Annotated in this window: 15 protein-coding genes; 13 read left to right on the forward strand and 2 right to left on the reverse strand. The window is 34.3% G+C overall.

Annotation, left to right across the window (positions count from 1 at the left end; translation table 11 throughout):
* The first annotated feature begins 36 nt into the window (after positions 1-36).
* From bsdtb5_RS02515 to bsdtb5_RS02555, 9 genes are all read left to right on the forward strand, one after another.
* Positions 37-915 carry an ATP-binding cassette domain-containing protein gene (locus bsdtb5_RS02515; RefSeq protein WP_271714480.1) on the forward strand — a complete coding sequence of 293 codons (879 nt, stop codon included), beginning with the start codon at positions 37-39 and terminating at the stop codon, positions 913-915.
* Positions 915-3167 carry a gluzincin family metallopeptidase gene (locus bsdtb5_RS02520; protein ID WP_271714481.1) on the forward strand — a complete coding sequence of 751 codons (2253 nt, stop codon included), beginning with the start codon at positions 915-917 and terminating at the stop codon, positions 3165-3167. The genes bsdtb5_RS02515 and bsdtb5_RS02520 overlap by 1 nt, the downstream gene beginning before the upstream one ends.
* Positions 3157-3891: a hypothetical protein gene (locus tag bsdtb5_RS02525; protein ID WP_271714482.1), complete on the forward strand. Its 735-nt coding sequence runs from the start codon at positions 3157-3159 to the stop codon at positions 3889-3891. Before bsdtb5_RS02520 ends, bsdtb5_RS02525 begins: the two co-directional genes overlap by 11 nt.
* Before the next feature lie 147 nt (positions 3892-4038).
* The gene (locus tag bsdtb5_RS02530; RefSeq protein ID WP_271714483.1) at positions 4039-6960 is read left to right on the forward strand and encodes a glycoside hydrolase family 3 protein; all 2922 of its coding nucleotides are present in this window, start codon (positions 4039-4041) and stop codon (positions 6958-6960) included.
* 126 nt (positions 6961-7086) lie between these two features.
* Positions 7087-7797 (forward strand): LytR/AlgR family response regulator transcription factor, encoded by a 711-nt coding sequence (locus tag bsdtb5_RS02535; RefSeq protein ID WP_271714484.1) that lies wholly within the window; start codon positions 7087-7089, stop codon positions 7795-7797.
* Complete coding sequence (locus bsdtb5_RS02540; RefSeq protein WP_271714485.1) at positions 7794-9113, forward strand: ATP-binding protein; 1320 nt, start codon at positions 7794-7796, stop codon at positions 9111-9113. The genes bsdtb5_RS02535 and bsdtb5_RS02540 overlap by 4 nt, the downstream gene beginning before the upstream one ends.
* Positions 9114-9277: 164 nt before the next feature.
* Entirely contained in the window at positions 9278-11695 is a 2418-nt protein-coding gene (locus bsdtb5_RS02545; protein WP_271714486.1) for a glycoside hydrolase family 3 C-terminal domain-containing protein, read from the forward strand.
* Positions 11696-11705: 10 nt separating this feature from the next.
* Positions 11706-12311 (forward strand): hypothetical protein, encoded by a 606-nt coding sequence (locus tag bsdtb5_RS02550; protein WP_330611910.1) that lies wholly within the window; start codon positions 11706-11708, stop codon positions 12309-12311.
* A 2-nt stretch (positions 12312-12313) separates the two neighbouring features.
* Positions 12314-13330, forward strand: a complete 1017-nt coding sequence (locus bsdtb5_RS02555) for a glycosyltransferase family 2 protein (RefSeq protein WP_271714487.1) — start codon at positions 12314-12316, stop codon at positions 13328-13330.
* 238 nt (positions 13331-13568) lie between these two features.
* On the opposite strand, the gene bsdtb5_RS02560 is transcribed toward bsdtb5_RS02555, so the two are convergent.
* The gene (locus tag bsdtb5_RS02560) at positions 13569-15728 is read right to left on the reverse strand and encodes a DctP family TRAP transporter solute-binding subunit (protein ID WP_271714488.1); all 2160 of its coding nucleotides are present in this window, start codon (positions 15726-15728) and stop codon (positions 13569-13571) included.
* Between the two features lie 650 nt (positions 15729-16378).
* Between bsdtb5_RS02560 and bsdtb5_RS02565 the strand changes: the two genes are divergently transcribed.
* Together bsdtb5_RS02565 and bsdtb5_RS02570 are read left to right on the forward strand one after the other, a co-directional pair.
* Positions 16379-18070: a hypothetical protein gene (locus tag bsdtb5_RS02565; RefSeq protein ID WP_271714489.1), complete on the forward strand. Its 1692-nt coding sequence runs from the start codon at positions 16379-16381 to the stop codon at positions 18068-18070.
* A 37-nt stretch (positions 18071-18107) separates the two neighbouring features.
* Entirely contained in the window at positions 18108-19091 is a 984-nt protein-coding gene (locus bsdtb5_RS02570; protein WP_271714490.1) for an alpha/beta hydrolase, read from the forward strand.
* Between the two features lie 8 nt (positions 19092-19099).
* Here bsdtb5_RS02570 and bsdtb5_RS02575 read toward each other — a convergent pair whose 3' ends face one another.
* Complete coding sequence (locus tag bsdtb5_RS02575; RefSeq protein WP_271714491.1) at positions 19100-19918, reverse strand: MerR family transcriptional regulator; 819 nt, start codon at positions 19916-19918, stop codon at positions 19100-19102.
* 264 nt (positions 19919-20182) lie between these two features.
* On the opposite strand from bsdtb5_RS02575, the gene bsdtb5_RS02580 reads away from it, so the two are divergent.
* A complete protein-coding gene (locus bsdtb5_RS02580) occupies positions 20183-21925 on the forward strand; it encodes an ABC transporter ATP-binding protein (protein ID WP_271714492.1) in 1743 nt (580 codons plus the stop codon).
* Complete coding sequence (locus bsdtb5_RS02585) at positions 21915-23660, forward strand: ABC transporter ATP-binding protein (RefSeq protein ID WP_271714493.1); 1746 nt, start codon at positions 21915-21917, stop codon at positions 23658-23660. Before bsdtb5_RS02580 ends, bsdtb5_RS02585 begins: the two co-directional genes overlap by 11 nt.
* Positions 23661-23851 lie beyond the last annotated feature (191 nt).

Raw genomic sequence — 23851 nt, forward strand, 5'->3', positions numbered from 1 at the left:
AATAAAAATATACAAAAAAGGAGTGTATCAGCATTTATGAAAATCAATATTAAAAACGTGAGTATGACATATAAAACAGGAAAAACAGCATTAAGCAACATGAATTTAGAAGTGAATAGTCCAAATTTTATAGGACTTTTAGGACCAAATGGTGCTGGAAAAAGTACCTTTATGAAACTATTGGTATCTAAGATAATACCGACAGAAGGGGAAATAATAGTTGATGGTACTCCAATCCCAAAATACGAAAAAGAACTCAGAAGTCAGTTGGGGTATTTACCGCAAAGCTTTGGTTTATATGACGAATTAACAGTTTATGAGTTTTTGGATTACATGTGTGCATTAAAAGAAATAAAAGGCAACGTGAAGGATATGATCGGACAAGCGATTGAACAGACTAATTTACAAGAGAAAAGAAATTTTAAGATTAAAACTCTTTCAGGTGGTCAGAGGCAGCGTGTTGGTATTGCACAAGTATTACTTGGAAATCCTGAGCTTATCATTTTAGATGAACCTACTGTTGGACTGGACCCAGAAGAGAGAATTAAGTTTAGAAATATATTTTCACAGACTGCAAATGACAAAATCGTGTTACTTTCCACTCACATCATTGATGATATACAAGCTATTTGCAATAGAATTATAATTATCAATAATGGTACGATTTTATACGATGGAACTTCGCCAGATTTAATAAAAACTGTACACGGACATGTTGGTTTTATTGAGGAGAAAGATAACTTAGCTATAGAAAAAAGAATTGGAGGAAAGTACATAATCACATCCAAATTGTTTACCGGGAATGGCATCTCTTGTCGTGTTATTGGCAAAGAAATAGAAAGCTCTATTCCATTGATAGAGCCTACTCTCGAAGATGCGTACACCTATGTCATACATAATGGGGGTGTCCATTAATGAGGAATGCATTTTTTACCTATGAAACAAAGCGAATTCTTAAGTCTAGATTTACTAGGATAATAATCTTGTTGGCATTATTGTTCCCTTTGATTGGTGTTCTAATCTCGCCTTACCTTAGTGAAGATATTAGCACTATGATACTTGGAATACATAGCTCAACGCGGTTATCTCAAACAATACTTTTACCGGCAAAAATAGGAGCAGTACTTTCTACTCTTGCATTTATTGCACTAACCGTTTTTGAATTTGACAAAATACTTCGGTTTAGAGTCAATTATATAATCGAACCCATATCAAGTTCTATAAAGATAAATTTAACAAAAATCGCGGGGTTACTGTGCGCCGGTCTTATATCAACAGTCGGTTCGATGATAATTATGACCCCTCACTATTTTATTAACATAGGTAGTTTAGTAGGTTATAATTATTTCCTGATTAGTTACTTCTTCATAATTTATGGTTCGATTGTTCTTACAATTCTTATGACAGCCGGATTTTATCTTTTATTTCGTAATGTTAATATAACCTGCATTATTATGTTTTTCGCACTGCTTTTTAGTTTTTTAGCGGGAACTATGAATTATCAATATATGTGGGTTCAAACAGGTGCTAGTGGATTTTCTGAAAATTTCGGAAATGGAAATATTGTTCCTGGATTACTGTGGAATAGGCTGTTTGGCTTAACGGTAGCTATGTCTATATTCTTATTTGGAATGTTGTGCGATCGATGTTATGAAAAAGGATTTTTTAAATCTCTTATTAAAAACTGTAAAAAATATAAATTTTTACCGATTTGCTTTATGTTTTCTTTTTTTTCAGTATTTTTTGTTTATCATAATGAACCAATTTTCAAATCATTTTCGATTTTGGATACTGCTTCTATGATGATAAGTGGTAAAAGCGAAACGCCTGTAAATTCTAATGTCATAGGAACTTCAAATATGTTAGTCGATCTTAAGATAGAAGAAGATAAACATTATGCTACGGGTGTTTATCGTCAAGAACTACAAAACAGCGCAGATAAGCCTCAGAACATATATTTTAATTTAGCAGATGGCTACCATATAAATGAGATTAAGTTTGACAACGATCCTATAAACTACATACAGGTTTCACCAAAGATTATGAATAGTGCAAAAATTAGCAACGTTTATGAAATAAGGATTCCCAAAAACACGAAAGCGAAACTGGATATAAGGTATTCGGGTACACCAAAAGCCTTAAGTGCAGTGAATGATTTTTCAATAGGAATTAATAAAGATTATGTAAATTTAGATAAACCTTATGACATTGCTCCTGCTGTTTATGTAAAACAAAAGGATAAGATTATGAAAGGGACAATAAAAATAGACGCGGCATTAACTGTCATAATGCAAGGAAATAAAAATCGTAAAATTTCCGAACAGGATGGTGTTACTACTTGGAGTTTTTCTTATGATAAACCAAGTGAATTATCTTTGACAGCCGGACGTTATGGAATATTTGAAAGAAATGTAAGTGGCACCTATGTAGAGTTCTTCTATCCACTCGCTGCGAGCAAAGAATTTGAATCCAGGGGAAATGACACACTCGATATATTCACGTTCTTTTCGGATAAATTCGGACCTCTAGGCACTGGTAATCTTAAAATAGTCGTAACATCAGGAGTACATGGCGGAGTTGGCTATCAAGAAGGAAATATTTCTTATATTGCTGAAGATTCATTAATGAAAAAATCTTATGGAGATTCATCACAAGCCTCTTCTTCTGACACGTTTGCTTTGTTAACGCATGAAATTGCGCATCAATGGTGGGGTGGTGGAATCGATGTAACGAACGGAAGCAGTAATAATCCTATTGACAAAAATCACGATGAATGGACAAATGAAGCGTTTGCGGATTTTAGTACTTATTTATTCTTGAAAAACAAATTTGGAAAAGCGTATGCAGATAATTTATTACTAAATCAATGGAAAGAAGGAACAAAAGATTTGAATCGTAACTTTTATCGAAGAAATCCTCAATACATGAAGAAATTATCAATGATTCCAAAGTACAGTGTCTCATTATTTTTAAGAGGTAGTAAACTTTATGCCTTGGGACCAATTACCGTTTACAATGTTTATCATCATATTGGTGAAGATAATTATTTTAATGCAATGAAAGTTATCTACAATAAGTATTACGATAAAAGGGATAAAAAATTATCATTCTCCGAATTTTTAAATATTACTGGAGTCGCAAAGGAGGTAGCCATCAATGGAAAGTAAAATTCTTAAATACGAATTGAAAAGAATAATTTTTTCAAAAATATTTGTGATAACTTTTATTATTGAAATTTTCTATTCAGTAATTAACCTCTATACAGAAATAATACAAGGTGTTTCTGGTACGTCACCTTTTTCGCAGTGGAGTTATTGCAAGTTTTTATGTGATATAAATGCGATTATGTTATTGATTCTAATGCTTTCATGCACCGGTCTTTTTTCTAGAAACGAACAAAGAGTAAAAGAAATTACTTCATGTACGGCTTTACCAACAAAAAAGTATTTGGCTACTAAATGTTTAGCTCTGATCCTTTCTTACATAATTGTTGCGATATGTTGCATTTTGATAAGTTTGGTATTTTACAAGACAACTTTTTCTTTTTCAAGTTTTCAAAACTTTTTGTTACCAATATTAATCATCTTGCTTCCTACTTTTGTGTTTGTTTTTGGAACGAGTATGTTTTTAGGAAGCAAAAGTCAAACTTTGCTTTATGCTTGGATTCCAGTTGTTTTGGTTTTATCGTTGGTAAGTTTTAATAGTACACCTTTTCTTGATATTTTTGCCAAAGGGTATGTAGCTTATATGCCTACAGTGCTACCCGTAGATCATCTCGGTGAACCAGTTTTTAGGTTATCTTTGGATTTTATAATGAGTAGGTTGCTATTTACTCTTGTAGGAATGGTTTTATATGTGGCTTCATTTAAGAAACTTTCAAGAAAAATTTAAATAGTTAATTGATTTTTTTATTCCAACTATAGGGGTTACGAAGATAAGACTTCAATTTGTGTAAAAAAAGACGCAGTTTATGAAATATATAATTTGTTTATTAAATTATATGTTAAAGTGTGTATATAACAAACAGGAGGAAAGGCTATGGAAAAGAATAAATTTATTAAAAAACTATTAATTGCTATTGGGGTGATAGTGGTAATAGTTGGAGCAATCGCTGGGGGATTATATAAACTAAGCCAAGATGGAGTACTTAATATGGCTGATGTTTATGCAACAATCAATAAAATATTACCATATTTTATACCATTTGCTGTTCTATTAATTGCTCTAATAGTCTTAAGAATTATCTTAAGAGGCAAAAGTGCAAAAACACTTTTCATGGTGAAATGGCAAAGTATATTAGTATTAGTATTAGCTTTTATCATGACAGTTAATGTTGTTTGCTTTGGACCAATGGTAAGTATTTTAAATCTTAAATTTACAAAAGTTGAAGGTGTTAGTGAAAAGGCTGCTACTGCATCAAAGAACTTAACAGAACAGATTGCAGATGAGGGTACAGTATTATTAAAAAATAAAGATGGAATGCTTCCATTAAATAAAGATGTGAAAAAGTTAAATGTATTTGGATGGGCATCAACAAATCCATGTTATGGTGGTACAGGTTCAGGATCAGTTGATCCATCAAATTGTGTTACTTTATTACAGGGATTAACAAATGCTGGATATGAATTAAATTCAGAATTATCAGATTTTTATACAAAGTATTGCAGTACACGTCCAGAAGTATCAATGATGAAACAAGATTGGACTTTAAAAGAGCCAACAGCTGATAGTTACTCAGATACTTTAATCAAAAATGCAAAAGATTTTTCGGACGATGCAGTAATTGTAATTACACGTGTTGGTGGAGAAGGTGCAGATCTTCCTAAAGACATGTCTAAAGTTACATACAAAGGAAATAAAGGTGATTTTGAACCTGGACAGACTTATTTAGAATTATCAAAAACAGAAAAAGATATGGTAGATCTAGTAACGAAAAACTTTGATAATGTTTGCGTTGTTATAAATGCAGCAAACCCAATGGAACTTGGCTGGGTTGATAAATACGATTCCATTAAGAGTGTTTTATGGATGGCAGGACCAGGACAGACAGGATTTAATGCACTTGGTAAAATCTTAAGTGGACAAACAAATCCATCTGGTAAATTAGTAGATACATATGCATATGATTTACAAAGTACACCTTCTTATAATAACACTGGTGCATTTGCATATGATAATGCAAAAGGATATAATTTCGTTAATTATGTAGAAGGTATTTATGTTGGATATCGATTCTATGAAACTTATTATTTAAATAATGAAGCTGGTTATAGAAAAGCAGTCCAATATCCATTTGGTTATGGATTAAGTTATACTTCTTTTGAACAGAAGATGAGTGAATTGACTACAGATGATAAAGGAAATATTAGCTTTGATGTTACAGTAACCAATAAAGGTGATAAAGCTGGTAAGGATGTAGTGGAAGCTTACTATACAGCTCCATATACAGAAGGTGGAATTGAGAAATCAGCTGTTGATTTAGTGAAGTTTGCAAAAACAAATGAATTACAACCTGGAGAAAGTCAAACAATTAATATTGCGTTTAATGAAGAAGATATGGCATCATATGACACGAATGGAGAAGGTTCTTATGTGTTAGATGCAGGTAACTATGGAATTAAGATTATGTCTGATTCACATACTGTAATTGATGAGAAAACATATACAGTTGACAAAAAGCAAGTTTACAATGAAAGCAATAAACGTTCTAATGATAAAGAAGTAGCAAAAAATGAATTTGAGTTTGCAAAAGGTGATGTTACTTACTTAAGCAGAGCAAATAATTTTAAAAATTACAAAGAAGCAACAGCTGCACCAACTAATTTCTCAATTAGTGATGCAAACAAAGCAAATTTAACAAATGCTGAAACTTATAAGATTCAAAAGAATGATCAAGATAAAATGCCTGTTACAGATGCAAAGAATAATCTTAAATTATATAAATTAAAAGGTTTAGATTATGATGATCCACAATGGGATAAGTTATTAGATGAATTAAGTGTGAAAGATATGACTTCCTTAATTGCTTTAGGTGGATACCAGACAAGTGAAATATCTTCCATTGGTAAGATTGCAACAGTAGATGCAGACGGTCCAGCAGGATTTAGTAGCTTCTTTAATACAGCAATCAAAGGTACCGCGTTCCCAGGAGCAATTATGATTGCAGCAACATGGAATTCTGATCTTGCAAAACAACGTGGAATTGATATGGGTGAAGAATCCAAAGGTATCGAGGTATCTGGTTGGTATGGACCTGCTATGAATATCCATAGAAATGCTTTTGCAGGACGTAATTTTGAATATTATTCAGAAGATGGTGTTCTATCAGGAGTTATGGCAGCAAATGAAGTTAGTGGAGCTGCAAGTAAGGGATTATATGCTTACATCAAGCATTTCGCATTAAATGATCAAGAAACAAATCGTTTAGGTATGCTATGTACATGGTCCTCAGAACAAGCAATTCGTCAGATTTACTTAAAACCTTTTGAAATGGCAGTAAAAGATGGTAATGCTAGCGCAGTAATGTCATCCTTTAACTACATTGGTAACCAATGGGCAGGTGGATGTGCTGAATTATTAACAAATGTATTACGAGATGAATGGGGATTCCATGGTTTTGTAATCACAGATTACTTCGGTGGATATGGCTACATGGATGCTGATAAGGCAATTCGTGCTGGAAATGACTTAATGCTTTCTACAACAGGAGAAACTGGAGCAACTCTTGATGATACTAAGAGTGCAACAGCAGTTACTGCAATGAGAAAATCAAGCCATAATATCCTTTATACTGTAGTAAATAGTAAAGCTTATGATAATTATAAACCAGGACTACATCTACAACCTTGGATGAAGGTAGCAGTTGGAGCAGATGTAGCATTAGTAGTAATTTTACTTGGTTTAGAAGTATTAGTAGTATTAAACTACAGAAAAAGAAAAGATTCTATAACATTAGAATAATAGGAATTACAATGATTTAATAATATAAAATAGTTGAGGCAGGGTGTAAATACATCCTGCTTTAGCTATTATGGTAATGTGGAGAAATATAAGGTATAATAGTACAAAAAGTTGGAGGTTGTAGAAATGATTCGAGTCGCTATTGTGGATGATGAAGCTTCAAGTGTGGAGCAATTAAAGAACTTTTTAATTCAATACCAGAAAGAACGAAATGAAGTAATGAACATTGTAACCTTTTCTGATGGAGATGAAATTGTTGAAAACTACAAAGCAGAATACGATATTATCCTTTTAGATATAGAAATGAAATTTATGGATGGAATGACAGCAGCCGAGCATATAAGAAAAGTAGATCCAGAAGTAGTTATTATATTTATTACAAATATGGCACAGTACGCTATCAAGGGTTACACAGTGAATGCAACGGACTATGTACTAAAGCCAGTATCCTATTTTGCTTTTTCACAAAGAATTGATAAGGTTGTGAATCGAATGGATAAAAAAGAAAAGAAGTACCTTGCCATTGGAGTAAAGGGAGGAACGGTAAAACTTTATATTTCAGATATTTATTATATTGAAAGTCAGGGGCACCGACTTATTTTTCATACCAAAGAAGAAGAACATGTTATTTTTGGAACCATGAAAGAGATTGAAGAAAAGTTAAAAGATATGGATTTTTATCGGTGTAATAAGGGGAGTCTACTAAATCTAGCACATGTAGACGGTGTTCAAGACGGTATTGTATCTGTCAATAAAGAACAGATTGTAATTAGCCGAGGTAGAAAAAAAGAATTTATGGAGGCACTTACGAATTATTTGGGAGGAGCACTACAATGAATGACGTTGTACTTACAGAAATCCCAAGACTTTACACCGCCATTGCGGAATGGGCAGCATGTACCATTTATATATTAATGCTAAAGAAACGCTTTCGTGGTGTTACTTTGATAACCACCATCATATCGGCTCTTCTAATTCAGTGTGGAGTGCAGTTGGTGGCAGGGACATTACCAAATACATTTTGGATATTAGGGATGACGGTTGCAATTGGTATGATGCTTCTCTATATTCATTATTGTTGTGAGGTAACATGGATCAATGCAGGATACTATTGTGTGATGACATTTATAATAGCTGAATTTGCAGCCTCACTTGAATGGCAACTTTATTATTACACGGTGTGTACAACAGGTAATACAAGCTTGTTGTTGGAATTATTTGTTTTAATAACTGTATATGGAGCCATTTATTTTGGATTATTTCTATTAGAGAAGAAACAAATGCTAAAACTCCATCAGGAAAGAGTTTTGACAAAAGAACTCCTATCTGTTATTGCAATTGGCGTAAGTGTATTTTTTGTAAGTAACCTTAGTTTTATTTATTCCAATACACCATTTAGCAGTCCGATTACCAAGGAAGTATTTAATATCAGAACTTTAGTTGATTTGAGCGGTTTGGCGATTTTATTTGTTTATCACATCCTAAGAAGAGAAATACAGGCCAAATACGAGATAGATGCCATGCAGAACATTTTGCAGAGTCAGTATATGCAATACCGTAAATCAAGTGAAAGTATTGATATCATTAACCGTAAATACCATGATTTAAAACATCAGATTGCAGTCCTTCGTGCAGAAGAGGATTCTGGCAAACGTCTTGCATTTCTTGATGAGATGGAAAGCGAGATCAAGACATATGAAGCACAGAATAAAACCGGTAATACAGTAGTTGATACAGTACTTACAGGAAAAAGTATGACCTGTCAAAAATATGATATCGAATTAACTTGTGTAGTTGATGGAAAACTGCTTAATTTTATGCATGTAATGGACATCTGTACAATACTTGGTAATGCCCTAGATAATGCAATTGAATGTGAAATACAAATAGAAGAGAAAAAGAAAAGACTCATTCATGTTGCAGTTTTATCTAAAAAAGGCTTTATCGTACTTCGCTTTGAAAATTATTTTGAAGGGAAACTTAAATTTGAAAATAATTTGCCCACCACAACAAAAGCGCAAACGTCATATCATGGCTATGGAATTAAAAGCATTCGATATACAGCAGAGAAATATGGTGGTTGGATAACAATTAACCAAAAAGGAAATTGGTTTGAATTAAATGTAATGATTCCTTCTCCAAAAGTGGAATAGGATGAACAGAAAACGGAATGCTGCCTTATACAGTATTCCGTTTTCTCAATTTGTGAAATGAATTGAACGGTTTGTGCAAAGAAAAATAATTGAAGAGGATTTCATGCTATGATAACTGTGTGAAAAAGTTTTGTACAAGGATATAGAGAAAGGCATGGAATTGTATGATAAATTATAAAGAATTAGTAAGTAAGATGACACTAGAAGAAAAAGCATCCTTGCTGTCAGGTAAAGATATTTGGCAGACTAAGAATATAGAACGATTAGGTTTAGCAAGTATTTTCTTATCAGATGGACCACATGGAGTAAGAAAACAACTTGGTGAAGGTGACCATTTAGGACTAAATGAAAGTGTGAAAGCAACTTGTTTTCCAACAGCAGCAACAGTTGCAAACAGTTGGGATACAGAACTTGGCGAACTAGTAGGGGCCAGTATTGGAGAAGAAGCATTCGTACAGGATGTTGATGTATTGTTAGGACCAGGCTTAAATATGAAGCGTAGCCCGCTTTGCGGTCGAAACTTTGAATATTTCAGTGAAGATCCTTACCTTGCAGGTAAAATGGCAGCAGGATATGTAAAAGGAATCCAAAGTCAAGGAGTATCCGCTTGTCCAAAGCATTTTGCTGTAAATAGCCAGGAACTTCGCCGTATGGCAAATGACTCGATTGTAGATGAGAGAACGTTACGAGAAATATATCTCACCGCATTTGAAATTGTCGTAAAGGAAGCAAAACCTAAAAGCATTATGTCCGCTTACAACCGTATCAATGGTGTATATGCTAGTGAACATGAACAACTTCTTCAAAACATTCTTGTGGATGAATGGGGATTCGATGGCTTTGTAGTAACAGACTGGGGTGGTTCTAATGATCATGTAGAATCAGTAAGGAATGGTAATCACTTAGAGATGCCAACAACTGGAGGAGACAGTGACAGAGAACTAGTGGAGGCTGTTAAATCTGGAAGACTAAGTGAAGAGTTATTAGATAAGAGAGTTGGTAAATTATTAGAAGTAATCTATGAATTACATACGAATAAGGAGCAATCAAAGAAAACTACTTTGGATGTACTAGAACATCATAAGATAGCACAAAAGGTTGCTTTAGAGAGTATTGTACTATTGAAAAATGAAGATGAGATATTGCCTCTAAGAAAAGGTGCTAACGTAGCAGTAATCGGAGATTTTGCCGAGACACCAAGATATCAAGGAGCAGGTTCTTCTATAGTAAATTGTACAAGACTTGATAGTACATTAGATGTAATCAAAGAGAGCGGATTTAATATGGTAGGTTTTGCAACAGGCTACCATCGTAATAGTGACGTTGACCACGCTGCACAAAATGCAGCTATCGAATTAGCTAAAAAAGCAGATGTGGTTCTATATTATATAGGTCTAGATGAAATCAGTGAATCAGAAGGTCTTGACCGTACAAGTATGAAAATACCAGAAAATCAAATCACATTATTATCCGCATTAGCGAAGGTAAATAAGAACATTGTTGCAGTTATATCCGCAGGATCATCAATCGAAATGCCTTGGGTAAATCATTGTAAGGCGATTGTACATGGATATTTATCCGGTCAGGCTGGAGCTGGTGCTATATTAAAAGTAATATCAGGTGAAGCATGTCCTAGTGGTAAATTAGCTGAAACATATCCACTAAAGCTTGAGGATTCTCCAACATACAACTATTTTCCAGGAAAAGAGTATAACTCAGAGTATAGAGAAAGCTTATATATTGGATATCGCTACTATGATACGGTTAATCAGGCAGTACAATTCCCATTCGGATATGGACTAAGTTACACTTCTTTTGAATATTCCGAAATCAGTGTAAACGATAAAGAAGCTACATTTACCATTACGAATACTGGAAAAGTGGATGGGGCAGAAGTAGCACAGATGTATGTAAGTGCAAAATGCCAAGGAGTGTTCAGGCCGAAAAAGGAACTGAAAGGATTCACAAAAGTATTCTTAAAAGCTGGAGAATCAAAACAAGTTCGTATTGAACTAGATGATAAGGCATTCCGCTATTATAATGTTATGACAAAGAGCTGGGAAGTAGAACAAGGCGAATATGAAATCTTAATTGGAGCTTCTAGTATGGATATTCGTTTATCTGCGTCAATGAAAGTCGCTGGAACCAATGCAACATTACCATATAATAAAGCAGAAATGAAAAGTTATTATAGTGGACAGATTAAAGATGTTGATGACAAAGAATTTGAAGCATTACTTGGACATACAATACCAGATGGACGTTGGGATGAACGTGGTCTATTAAACGTCAATGATGCATTGTGCCAAATGTATTATGCAAAAAGTGCTTTGGCAAGGCTCGTTTATAAAATATTAACAAGAATTAAGAATCGCAGTGAGGCAAAAGGTAAGCCAAATCTTAATGTATTATTTATCTATAACATGCCATTTCGAGGAATTGCGAAAATGACCAATGGTGCCATTACTATGGAAATGGCAAATTGTTTAGTTGAAATGGTAAATGGACATTTCTTCCGTGGCTTTAGAAAATTAGTAAAAGCATACTTTAAAAACCGTAAAGCACAAAAGAGTGCTAAGTAAGGAGGCAACCGTGGGTACAGAAACAACAAATTCATCCAACAAGTTGGTTGGAAAGTGGAATCAATTTAAGGAAAACCATCCAAACATGGTTCAGTTCATCGTCTTTTTTGTAATTAGTAATGGTGTTACAGTATTACAGATGGTTTTAATGCCACTTATTAAATATATCTTTGGATATACATCATTAGTAAGCACGAATTTTCAGATTTTACCAATAGGACATAATCTGGATGGTAGTATCTATTATATTTTTGATTATGCCAAAGGGGCAATTGGAAATGGTGGAGGCGGTGGATTAGCCTACTTCCTTGCAGTGGAAATCGCTTTATTAATTGCCCAGATTATTAATTTCTTTTTACAAAGAAAGGTAACTTTTAAATCAGAAACAAGCATTTCAAAAGCAGCGTTCTGGTATTTTATATCATGGGTTATCATCTCCATCGGTGCAGCTGCACTTCAAGGGTTATATAAGACGCCAATCTATGATTACTTAATGAGTAGCTTTGGAAAATCCCTTGGAATGACAATTGCTGATGTTGTAACAATGCTTATTAACTGTATTATTTCATTCTGGGTATTCTACCCTGTATTAAAAATTATATTTAAGGAGAAATAGAAATGAAGCTGTTATCAATTGCAGTTCCATGCTATAATTCTCAGGCTTATCTTGATAAGTGTATTCAGTCCCTACTAGCAGGAGGAGATGAAGTAGAAATACTCATTATTAATGATGGGTCTACGGATTGTACAGCACAGATTGCAGAGAAATATGCATGCAAGTATCCTGATATTGTACATGTGATTCATCAAGAAAATGGTGGACATGGAGAAGCTGTTAATACTGGAATATTGAATGCAAGAGGTATGTATTTTAAGGTTGTTGACAGTGACGATTGGGTAGATCAAGGGGCGTACATAAAAATATTAGATACTCTAAGGCAACAAGGAGAAAAGGGCGAAGTTACTGATATGGTTATCAGTAACTTCGTTTATGAAAATGAAGCTGTTCGTCATAAAAAAGTAATGAATTTCCGTGGAATCTTCCCAGAAGGAAGGGTATTTACCTGGAATGAAGTAGGCAGATTACCAAGAGGTCATTACCTATTAATGCATTCTGTTATATATAGAACAAGACTTTTAAGAGAATGTGGATTAAGACTCCCAAAACATACCTTCTATGTGGATAATTTATTTGTCTACTTGCCACTTATTTATGTAAAGACAATGTATTATGTGGATGTTGATTTTTATCGTTATTATATTGGTAGAGAAGACCAATCAGTGAACGAAGAGGTTATGATAAAACGGATTGATCAACAAATTAAAGTGAATCGACTGATGGTTGCTGGTATTTCGTTAGAAAAAGTAGAAAATGAAACATTGAAAAAATACATGTTCCATTACCTTGAGATCGTTACTACCGTAACAAATGTATTATTAGTAAAATCGGGGACAAAAGAAAATCTTCGAAAGAAAAAAGAACTCTGGAACTATATCAAAGAGACAGATGTATATACGTATAACTTACTTCGTTATCATATTGCAGGAGTGGTGCTGAATCTTCCAGGACGACCAGGAAGAAAAGTAACCATTGGATTGTATAAGATATCGCAAAAGGTAGTAGGATTTAATTAACTACGTCAGATGTGTACGAGCATTGCTCAAAGTGAGTAATAATTAATAAGAGAACTCAAAGTATAGAGTTATAGGATATAATCTATGCTTTGAGTTGCTTTTGTTTTGGAGATCATTTTATATGAATGAGTTGCCCTACAAATGATCTGAGAACTAGAACTTCTTATACATACTCAATGAAGCATAAGTTTTTCTGTTTTGTGCAAATTGCCTAGACTACTTCCCAAACAGGTCATGGCTATACTCTGGCATTCTGCTTTTCGATTTCATCCAATAGTTTATGAGTACCGTCCTCAATCCTAAACTGTTCATATAACGGCTGTACCGAAGCACGCATTTTTTTTCGTTCATCATCGGAAAGAGTTGTAATATGTAGACCTTTTCCTGATAGACTTTCTTGCAACTGTCTTGTTTTGTTTCTCGTCAGTTCAGCTATATAACGAGCACTTTCTTTTGCAGCTGCTTCAAATTGTTGTTTTTCTTTTGAATCAAGAGCATACCATAAGCCCTCCGAACAAAGTATGACAGAAGAAGCGTAGGAATGATGGGTAAGTGTTAAGAATGTCTGCACATCAAAGAGATAGTTATTAAAGGCTGTTACTAAAGGCATATCCTGACCATCCACACTTTTCTCACGTAACACGTTATATACTTCGTCATATTTAACTGGAACAGGATCCCCACCTAAGATTTTTATCGTTTTAATATGCATATCCTGATTTGCTACACGAATTTTTAAATTCTTTAAATCCTCCATTTTTCTAACTTCATATTTGGAATTGGTTATATCACGAAATCCCTCCTCAGCGAAAGAAAGTCCATGAAAACCATGTTCATCTAACAAGTCTAGCAATCTGCGGCCGATAGAGCCATGTAGGATATTGTCTGCTGCTTTTTCATCCTGGAACAAAAAAGGTAAGTCTAGAAGTGTAAGCTCTTTTACTGTTGAAGCAACCTGATGTGTACCTATAAAAATGATATCTAAATCATTATTTTTTAATTTATCAAAGATTTGTGATGCATTTCCTAGTTGCTCACTGTGAAAAATCTTAAGTTCAAGGTTACCACCAGTTTTGTCAGATAATAATTCACCCAAGTTCTTTAAGCCGCTATACGCAGCTGATTTATCGGAAAGTACAAGTGCAGCACGTAAGGTTTTCTTATTATTAAAGCGAAACTTCCTCATGACATGATCCTGCAAAGTACCAGAAAATTTAGTCATATCCTTGGCATCTCTGGTTATTTCGTCAATTAATTGGTTTACTTTTATGGTACTAGCAGCAACAGTCTGTGTAGCAGCAACGGATCTATTTATCAGAGAGGCTATCCCTTGGACTGCACTTAGCAAGGAAGTAGCATCAGAGGAGGCTTCGTCAGTTAATTGAAACACCTCCTGTACACTCTCACCGCTAGTTTTAACCTGATCTGTGATATGGCTAAAGCTTGTATTGGCACGATGAATATTTTCTTCAGTGTCACCAATGGAATTGGAGGTATCTATAAATACCTGAACAACATTTTTAATCTCAAATACCATTTCATGAACAATTGCTGAAATTTGTTTGGCTGCATTTTGAGACTGTTCTGCTAATTTGCGGATTTCATCTGCAACTACCGAAAAGCCTCTTCCCTGTTCACCAGCACGGGCAGCTTCAATTGCAGCATTTAATGCCAATAGGTTCGTTTGACCTGCAATTTCTTCAATCATTTCAAGTATTTCCCTAATCTTCTCTGATTTTGATTCAAGTTCTCTAGTAAGCGTAACGTTTTCATTAGCCGTTGTAACTAGCTGACTGATCCCTGCGCTTGTTCCAAGAATTACTTCTTTTCCAGTATTGGCAGCTTCATTGATTGATTCGGAATTGGCGAGTAATACTCCCATTTTGGAATCTGTGGTCTGTGAAAGTACACTCACCTTGTCAGCACGAATAGCAGCATCCTGAATCATGTGTCCAATTTCCTCTGAATCGTCTGCTATTTCGCCAGTAGTCAATGATATTATTTCGAGGCTTTTATTTCCTTCGTAAGAATCATTCGCTAATTTACTGGAACAATTGGTCATATTTTCTAGGTCATTGTAAATATCAATAAGCATGTTCTGTAGGTAATCGCTGGAATTATTTATGGTATCTGATAGTTTTCCGAATTCATCCTTTCTTTTAACATCAATATGAACCGTGAAATCACCGGTGCAAAATCTTGACATAGCAGTAATTATAGTGGTTAACGGATTGAAAAGATAGGATAATATACCCCATATGACAATAGCTAACACGATAAATAGAAGTACTGCGGCTACCGTGCTTGATTTAAGAACCGTTGAAAGAATTAAAGTGCTTACCAGTAAGCTCCCTATGATAACTAACATAGTCTTAACTTTGATGCTTAGTTTGAACATAAAATAATGCCCTCCTTTTTCGTTTGAGTGTCTTTTTTGCTTGCTTAGGAGTTGACTTTTTCTCACTTTATTGTATTTCTTATAAGAAAAAGTCGTATTTTGCCATAAGCTAATGGTAGCATTAATAAAATTGATTGTAAATAAACAAAGAGCATCAAAGTGTATCATATTTGAACAATTAGAGAAAAATAGCAATTTTTATTATTAGAAAGTATTATTTTGTTATATGAACTCATTAAAATCCTCAGACGAATTTTATAAATTGTTTCAAAAATGTACATTTAAGCACTGTGATTTATAACGATAATCTGTAGTAATTTCAAAAATAATCAAACTGTGCTTTAAGCTCTATTCAATTTGGGAAAAAGACGACAAAAATAAAAAAGATTATATTGGAGGCACTAACGCCTCAAGCATTACTTATCATGAGTAAAACAACCAATTCGGTATTACACCGACTTGGTTGTTTTATTATGAAATTATATTTCATTTTAAAATATAAATAAGATTAAAATTAAAATTTTGAAAAATAATAGCAGCAAAATACACAAAAAAAATATCTTAAAATGTGTGATTTATTACATTGACCTGGTGTAACACCGCTGTTTATCGTAATTATATCAATATGTGGTTTTAAGGAGGGATAAATCATGAAGGAAGTAAAACAAATAGAGAAAACAATTACCAATAAATATGATTTGTTTTACTATATATCAACAAAGGCGAATACCTACACTCCAGCAAAGACGATCTATGTCTGTGCACCTGATAAAGATGTACATTCTTATGAGACTGTTGAAAGATTTGCAAAGGAATCAGGATGGCTTCTGTTGGCAGAAGAGGATGGAGCAGTTCTTGTGATGCCAATTGCAGAAAATGGGTGGGTATCACAAAGCCCTTCCCTGATTGCAGAAATATATGATGAAACTAGACAAAAGTTCCCGTCAAAAAATGGTGACAGTATACCAGGAAGAGATGGTTTTATCTGGTGTTGGGAGACTCTGATTTATTTAGTTGGATATGTAGAGGGGGCTATTTTTGCAGGGAATGTTACGGTAACAAGTCCAAATCGCTTTGCTGGAATTGCTCTGATCAATGGTGTTCCTAACAATTATAAAAGTCAATCAGACCCATCAGATCATTGGCTAGTTAGAAATATAAGTTCTGACTATAATGTGAGAAATCATGACATTCCAGTATGTTTGTGGATGTTAGGTAACAATGAATTAGATATGAAAGAGGCACTTGCCTATTTTATGCATAGTAATCATATAACTGAGGATGTAGAACTAGTTGAGTACGAGGGGGTTAGTACTAGGATTTATAAGAACAGGGAGGAAGAAGCTGCTCAAATTAGAGTTTCTGTTGGAAGCTTTACTGCTACGCCTGTACTTGCACCGACAATTATGATTCAATTCTTCAACAACTTTATCCGTTGGAAAAATGCTCCGGATGGCACTTTAAAACCATACCTTAGCAAAACTGATTTCTATAATTCGAGCCGTTATGAACAGAATTCTGTCACAGTAAATGACATAAAGTATACTTATTTCACTTATCTTCCAGAAGGAACGGATAAAAAGAATGCCGCAGGACTTCCTGTAGTGTTCAGTGCTCACGGAAGAGGGGAGCCAGCTTGGATGTTCTCCACAAAAAATGGTTGGGACAAGCTTTGTGATGAAACGAAAGAATTTATCCTTGTATTACCTGATTCACCACAGAACATATGGCTGTTTGAACGGGATAGGGAAGTCTTTTCACATATTATTGAACAATTATATGAGGCATATGGAATTGATAGATCAAGAGTGTACCTTACTGGATTTTCGAATGGTGGAATGATTACAAGGCAGGTAGGAAATCATTATCCAGAATTATTTGCTGCAATCTCACCATGGAATGCACCTTTTCGTGACGAGTATAAAGAAATAATATCAAAAGGCTATGAGCTACCATGTTTTATATGTGCTGGTGATAGTGATGAAAAAGTTGAATGGGATGATCTAAACAATCTACTAGAAAATATGCTTAAAATAAATAATTGCGCAATTAGAGAGGATACCTCTAATAATCATGTGAGATTTATATCAGATGAGATACGAAATGCAAGTAATTATTATACGATAGAAAATGGGTACTCAGAAGGTGAACGTTTTCAAACATTTTTATATCATAATACAGAAGGAAAAAATCGGGTATGTTTTACAAAAATGAAAAATATGCCTCACGGGGCAGTGTATGAGGAAAGTCGTGCTGCATGGAAATTTTTGAAACGATTTAGTCGTCCTGATGGTGCCAAAAGAGTAGTTGAAGTAGAAAACGAATACAGAAGGACGAATTAGGAAAGAAAAAATTATTTTATAGAAGGAGAAAGAAGAAATGAAAAAATCAACAATTGTAAAACCTTTATGCCCACCAGGACGTCCACCACGGTATGAAGATGTTCCCTATGCAGATGTGGTTCTTGATAATGGACAGTCACATACACTGATGATGGATATTTATCAGGATTTAAATCAGAAGGAACCAGGTCCATGTATCATCTATTATTTTGGTGGAGGATGGATGTGGGGAGAATATAAGCAAGTCACTCAGAAAGCAGTATATTGCAGGGACCTGGTAAAATTGGTGGAACAAGGATATACAATTATATCACCATCTTACCGATTAGCAAGCCAGTCAGTATTTCCTGCTTGCATACATGACTGCAAAGGAGTAGTTCGCTTTTTAAAAGCAAATGCGAATACGTATCACATCGACCCTGAGCGAATTGGTGTATTAGGTAATTCAGCTGGAGGACATCTTGCAGCAATGGTTGCAATGAGTTCAGAATGTGTAGAGATGGAAGGCAATGTAGGTGGAAATCTAGAGTATTCCAGTGCAGTTAAGGCAGCAGCTGTCTTTTATGCACCAGCTGATTTGGAAGAATGTATTCGAGCAGGTGCTGCAGAATTAGATGGACCTCCAAAGGATCTAGTAGGAACAGAGATTGATAATGTAGCGAATCAAGCTGTAGAAATCGAGACTCAGATTCTTGGGTATACAGGAGAAGGAAGAAGCTTGTGGTCACTAAATAAAGTATTGGAAAGTGGTGATACGAATCATCCTGATTGGAAATACATTGAACTTGCTAGAAAATGCAGTGCGAACCATTATGCCAGTGCCAGTTGTCCACCTATGATTATCATGCATGGCGGACAAGACCAAGTAGTTCCTATCAACCAGAGTGAGAATCTATATCATGAATTAATAGCAGCAGGTGCAGACGCAACTTATGTGTCTTGCTCTAAAGCCTGTCATGGACCTTCGATGGGAAAGGCAGCAGATGAGATGGCATATCGATTCTTAATGGATCGTCTATAATTCTACTCCTACTCTGTTTCATTCAAAGGCACGTATATTTTTTGATAAGTATAACGTGCCCCTTCTTCGCGGATTTTGGTTTCGACTATGAAGAAACTTGGACCAGCAACGTGTAAATTATATTTCTCGATGACTTTGTTTACATTGATGAACATATTATTACGCACCTGATTTAGATCGTCATTTTGAGGATTATCTTCTAAGATTCGCCTATCATAGAATTCTAAATAACGCATGGGAGGAATCCATTCTACAGGTTCGCTGATTGGAAGCATCTGTTCGTGAACGATGTTCTGTGGAGCAGAGAATCCCCATTCGATGACAGGGGATTCGGGTATATAGTTTACACGGGCAGTAATAGAGACTAATGGTATATATTTTATCCATTCTTTTATAATATTGCTAATATTATGATTTAACTCAAAGTTTTTACTCTGTGATAAATAATAAAAGCCTTCTTTTTTCATAATATTCCATTGATCGATACCAGAATAATAAGGTAATGATTTTGACATATTTTCACTATACTCTACAAGACCTTGTAGAAATTGTATCTGTTGTAAAAGTTCACTGCGTCTATCTTCAAAATAGCCCACTGTCTTTTCATATGTTGTTGTAAGCAACAGTTTTTCAATTTCCTTTGATGAGAATCCCCAATTCTTTAGCTTGATGCATTCATTTACTAAAGAGGTAGAAGAGACATCATAATAACGATATCCAGAGGAATTTTTCTTAGGATGAAGCAGACCTTGTTTTTCGTAATATTTTAAAAAATCCACAGTTACACCGAGTTTTTTTGCAAAGTCACCAATTGAATATTCTTTCATGAAAGATCCCCCCAACTATATAAGATTATTTTATCCTATTTTAGCATACAGTGTGAGAATGTACAATTTTGATTAAAGTAAAATATATCTGACAAGAGCGATTACTGAAAGGAATAGAGTATGATTATATCTATCTGATAATAGTCATACTCTATTCCTTTACCTTTGATATAACAAACTCATTCACTTTAAAGGATTCCACTCAAATATGATTGCATTATAATATTATTTGGAATATGATTTGCTTATGGAGGTGATATTATAATGTCAAAATTAAAGATTGAACCTATGAAACATCCAGACAAAATTATGAACTATTGGAAGAAAGAAAAGTATGTTGTAGCTTGCATTGTTATATTCGGAGTGAGTTTTAATAGTATGATCATTCTAGGTCCTATCTATCAGGGAAAGCTCATAGATTCTATTGCAGGTGGAGACAACCTAACCTCAGTGTTAATATTAGCTGCTACTTATGTCGCAATTATAGGAATGGTTCAACTTTTACGCTATTTTAAGCGCTTTTATATAAGACGTTTTGCGAATAGTACTAGTGCTACCATGAGACTTATGATCTATAATAATATAATGAATAAAAGTACTTCGGAACTTGATAATGAGAATACAGGAAACCTAATGACACGCGCTATTTCTGATGTTGATTTGTGTGTTGAAGGTATGAGGAAATTTACCACAGAAGTATTTGATACTGGTGTACTTATGATTGCATATTTGATATCCATGCTTACATATGATGTTAGAATAACTGTGCTTTCTATGATCTTTGTTCCAGTAGCTATGTTTATTGCTGAAAAATTAAAAAGTATTATATATAAGTATTCAAAGGATTATCGAACGAAAAGCAGCGAGGTTGCAGATATTACTTATGATATCATTGAGAATTCCATGCTTTATCGAGTAACTGGTATGGAAGTTGAAAATAAAGCCAAATATAAGAATGAGCTAAAGGATTTACAGGATAAGGCTATTAAGGCCAATATATTAGAGAATTCCATGCAACCAGTATATAATGTTATAGCAATGCTTGGAATTAATATGGTTATTTACCTTGGGGGTACAAAGGTTATTCATGGTGGTTGGACTGTGGGCGTTTTTTCTACTTATGTAGCTATGTTTACTGCTGTAGCGGTTAAGGCAAGTAAAGCAGCAAAGCTCTTTAATTCTGTACAAAAATCACAGGTTTCTTGGAAGCGTATTAAGCCATATCTAACAGAATATAAAACCAAAGATACTTCTTCTAATATGAATAACAATACCACATTAACAGTGAAAAATCTAAGCTTCTCTTATGAGAAAGGCAGAGAAAATATTATTGAGGACATCAGCCTTGAAGCTAGAAAAGGTGAAATTATAGGTGTAACCGGTTCGATTGCTTCTGGTAAATCTACACTTGGAGTATCTTTAACCGGCTTATATCCCTATCTAGGAAGTATTAAGATAGATGGTAAGGAGTTAAAAGACTACTCAGAATACGAGAAAAGTCAGATGATATCTTACCTAGGCCATAGACCTCAACTACTTTCTGATACCATATACAACAATATAACACTGGGAAGCGTACAAGATATATCGTCTGTTTTAGAGGAGGTTTGTTTTGATACGGATATGCAGGCAATGCCACATGGGCAAAACACTTTAGTTGGAAATAGTGGAATAAAATTAAGTGGTGGGCAACAGGCAAGAATAGCCCTTGCTAGGGCACTTCTTAACAAAAGTAAAATTATCATTTTAGATGACCCTTTTTCGGCAGTTGATATGAAGACAGAAGAGAAAATTATTGAGAATATAAAAAACAATTACAAAGATAGCTTGATTATCTTAATCTCTCATCGATTGGCTATTTTTAATAGAATAAATAACATAATACTATTGAAAAACAATAAAACAGCAGATTACGGTACACATCAAGAGCTTATGAAAAATTCCGAGATTTATGCAACAATATATAAGTTACAATGTACAGAGGGGGGAGACAGCGATGAAGAATAGTTTAATAAAAAGGGCAATCGGTAAAGCTATTACACATAATATCGGGTTAAGTATATTATTAGTGTTTGCAATATGCGGAGTAGTTGTCACAAGCTTAATTCCTCCTCAGATTTTAAAATATATCGTTGATCATAATCTTGTACCTCATAAATCTGAAAAATTACTTACGCTGGCGGCTTCCTACACTGTGATATTACTACTTATAGGAATCTTCGATTTTGTAAAAGAAGCTGTTCTTACAATCCTAGGACAAAAAATTACGAAAGAGATAAAAGTTGAAATGATGGAAAAACTCGAAAGGATTAATGCGATGTTTTTTTCCTCGAACAGTTCAGGGGTTGTGGTATCAAGATTTACAAATGATGTTGATGCAATTAATTCACTATTTACAAGCGGTATTATTGGAATGATGGTTGACTGCTTAAAGCTAATAGGTATTGTTATTTCAATATGGATATTTAGTAGCAGAATTGGAATGGTAACGTTATTACTGATTCCAGCTATTTATGGTATTACACGAGAGTTTCAAAAAAGAATGCTGAAAGCGCAGATTGAAAATCGAATACTTATTGGCAAGGTAAATAATCATATTTCAGAAAGTTTAAAAAATATACTGATGATTAAATCCTACAGTAAGGAAAGTTATATGGAAGAGAATTATAAGAGATATTTACTGGATAATTATAAAACCGTAGAGAAAGTGAATTTCTATGATTCGATATACTCACCCATCATTCAATGTACTCGTGCTGTCGTAATTGCTTTGATTGTTGTATTATCCTCTAAGCAGCTTAACTTTTTAGGTATATCCTTGGGTATGGTTGCAGCTACAATTGAATTAATATCCAACTTGTTTGCGCCAATTGAGAACCTTGGTATGGAACTTCAAAATATTCAACAGGCCATATCTGGAATTAAAAGAGTAAATGATTTTTATAATGAAGCCGAAGATGATTATAAGGAACAGGACTTAAAGGCTGAGGATATGATATCAAATCGTGAGGATGTGCAATTGTCTTTCAATAATATTAGCTTTCAGTATGAAGAAGGTGCAGACATTCTTCATAACATTAACCTTAATTTAAAACCAAATGAAAAGGTTACGTTTGTTGGAAGAACAGGAGTTGGTAAAACAACCTTATTTAAGCTCATAATGGGGCTTTTGAAACCAACTAAAGGCAGTATTACAATAAACGGAGTGGATGTTTACAATATACCAAACTCTGAAAAACGCAAGATCTTTGGGTATGTGGATCAAAGCTTTCACGTAATTAAGGGTACTGTAGCGGATCAGATCAGTTTACAAGATGGGAGTATTACAAGAGAACAAGCAGAAAAGGCTCTCGATTTTGTGGGACTTAAGGATTATGTTGAGTCATTAGAATATGGTATGGATACGATAGTAAACAGTGATAATCTCTTTTCACAGGGACAAAAACAACTTCTTGCAATCGCCAGGGCTATAGTAACCAATCCTCCTATCCTCCTCTTAGATGAAGTTACGGCAAACCTTGATTCAATAACGGAAGAAAAAATAGTGTCAGTACTTAAGAAGGCAAGCCATTCTCATACTATATTGTCAATATCTCACCGCCTATCTTCAATGATAGCAAGCGATACGGTAGTTATATTGGAACATGGTAGAATTAAAAATGCTGGCTCGCCGGAAGTACTTCTAGAAAGCGATGATTGGTATCGTAGTCACATTGCACTTGAGAAGTTGACTTGGAGTTAGAAATAGATATATGAATAACGAGATGCTTCAAAACTGAAACACGCCCAATGCAAGGCGTGTTTTTTCTTTACTTATCTTTAATATGACAGACTGCTGTCATATTAGATGTTGTATTATTAGTGTGCTATAGGGAAAAAGGAAATCGTGGTTGTACTTAGGGTTGTATCAAGTTTAACTATAGTGTTGATGTT

Origin of the sequence: Anaeromicropila herbilytica, from assembly GCF_016591975.1 — a bacterium.
Lineage (GTDB): Bacteria > Bacillota > Clostridia > Lachnospirales > Lachnospiraceae > Anaeromicropila > Anaeromicropila herbilytica.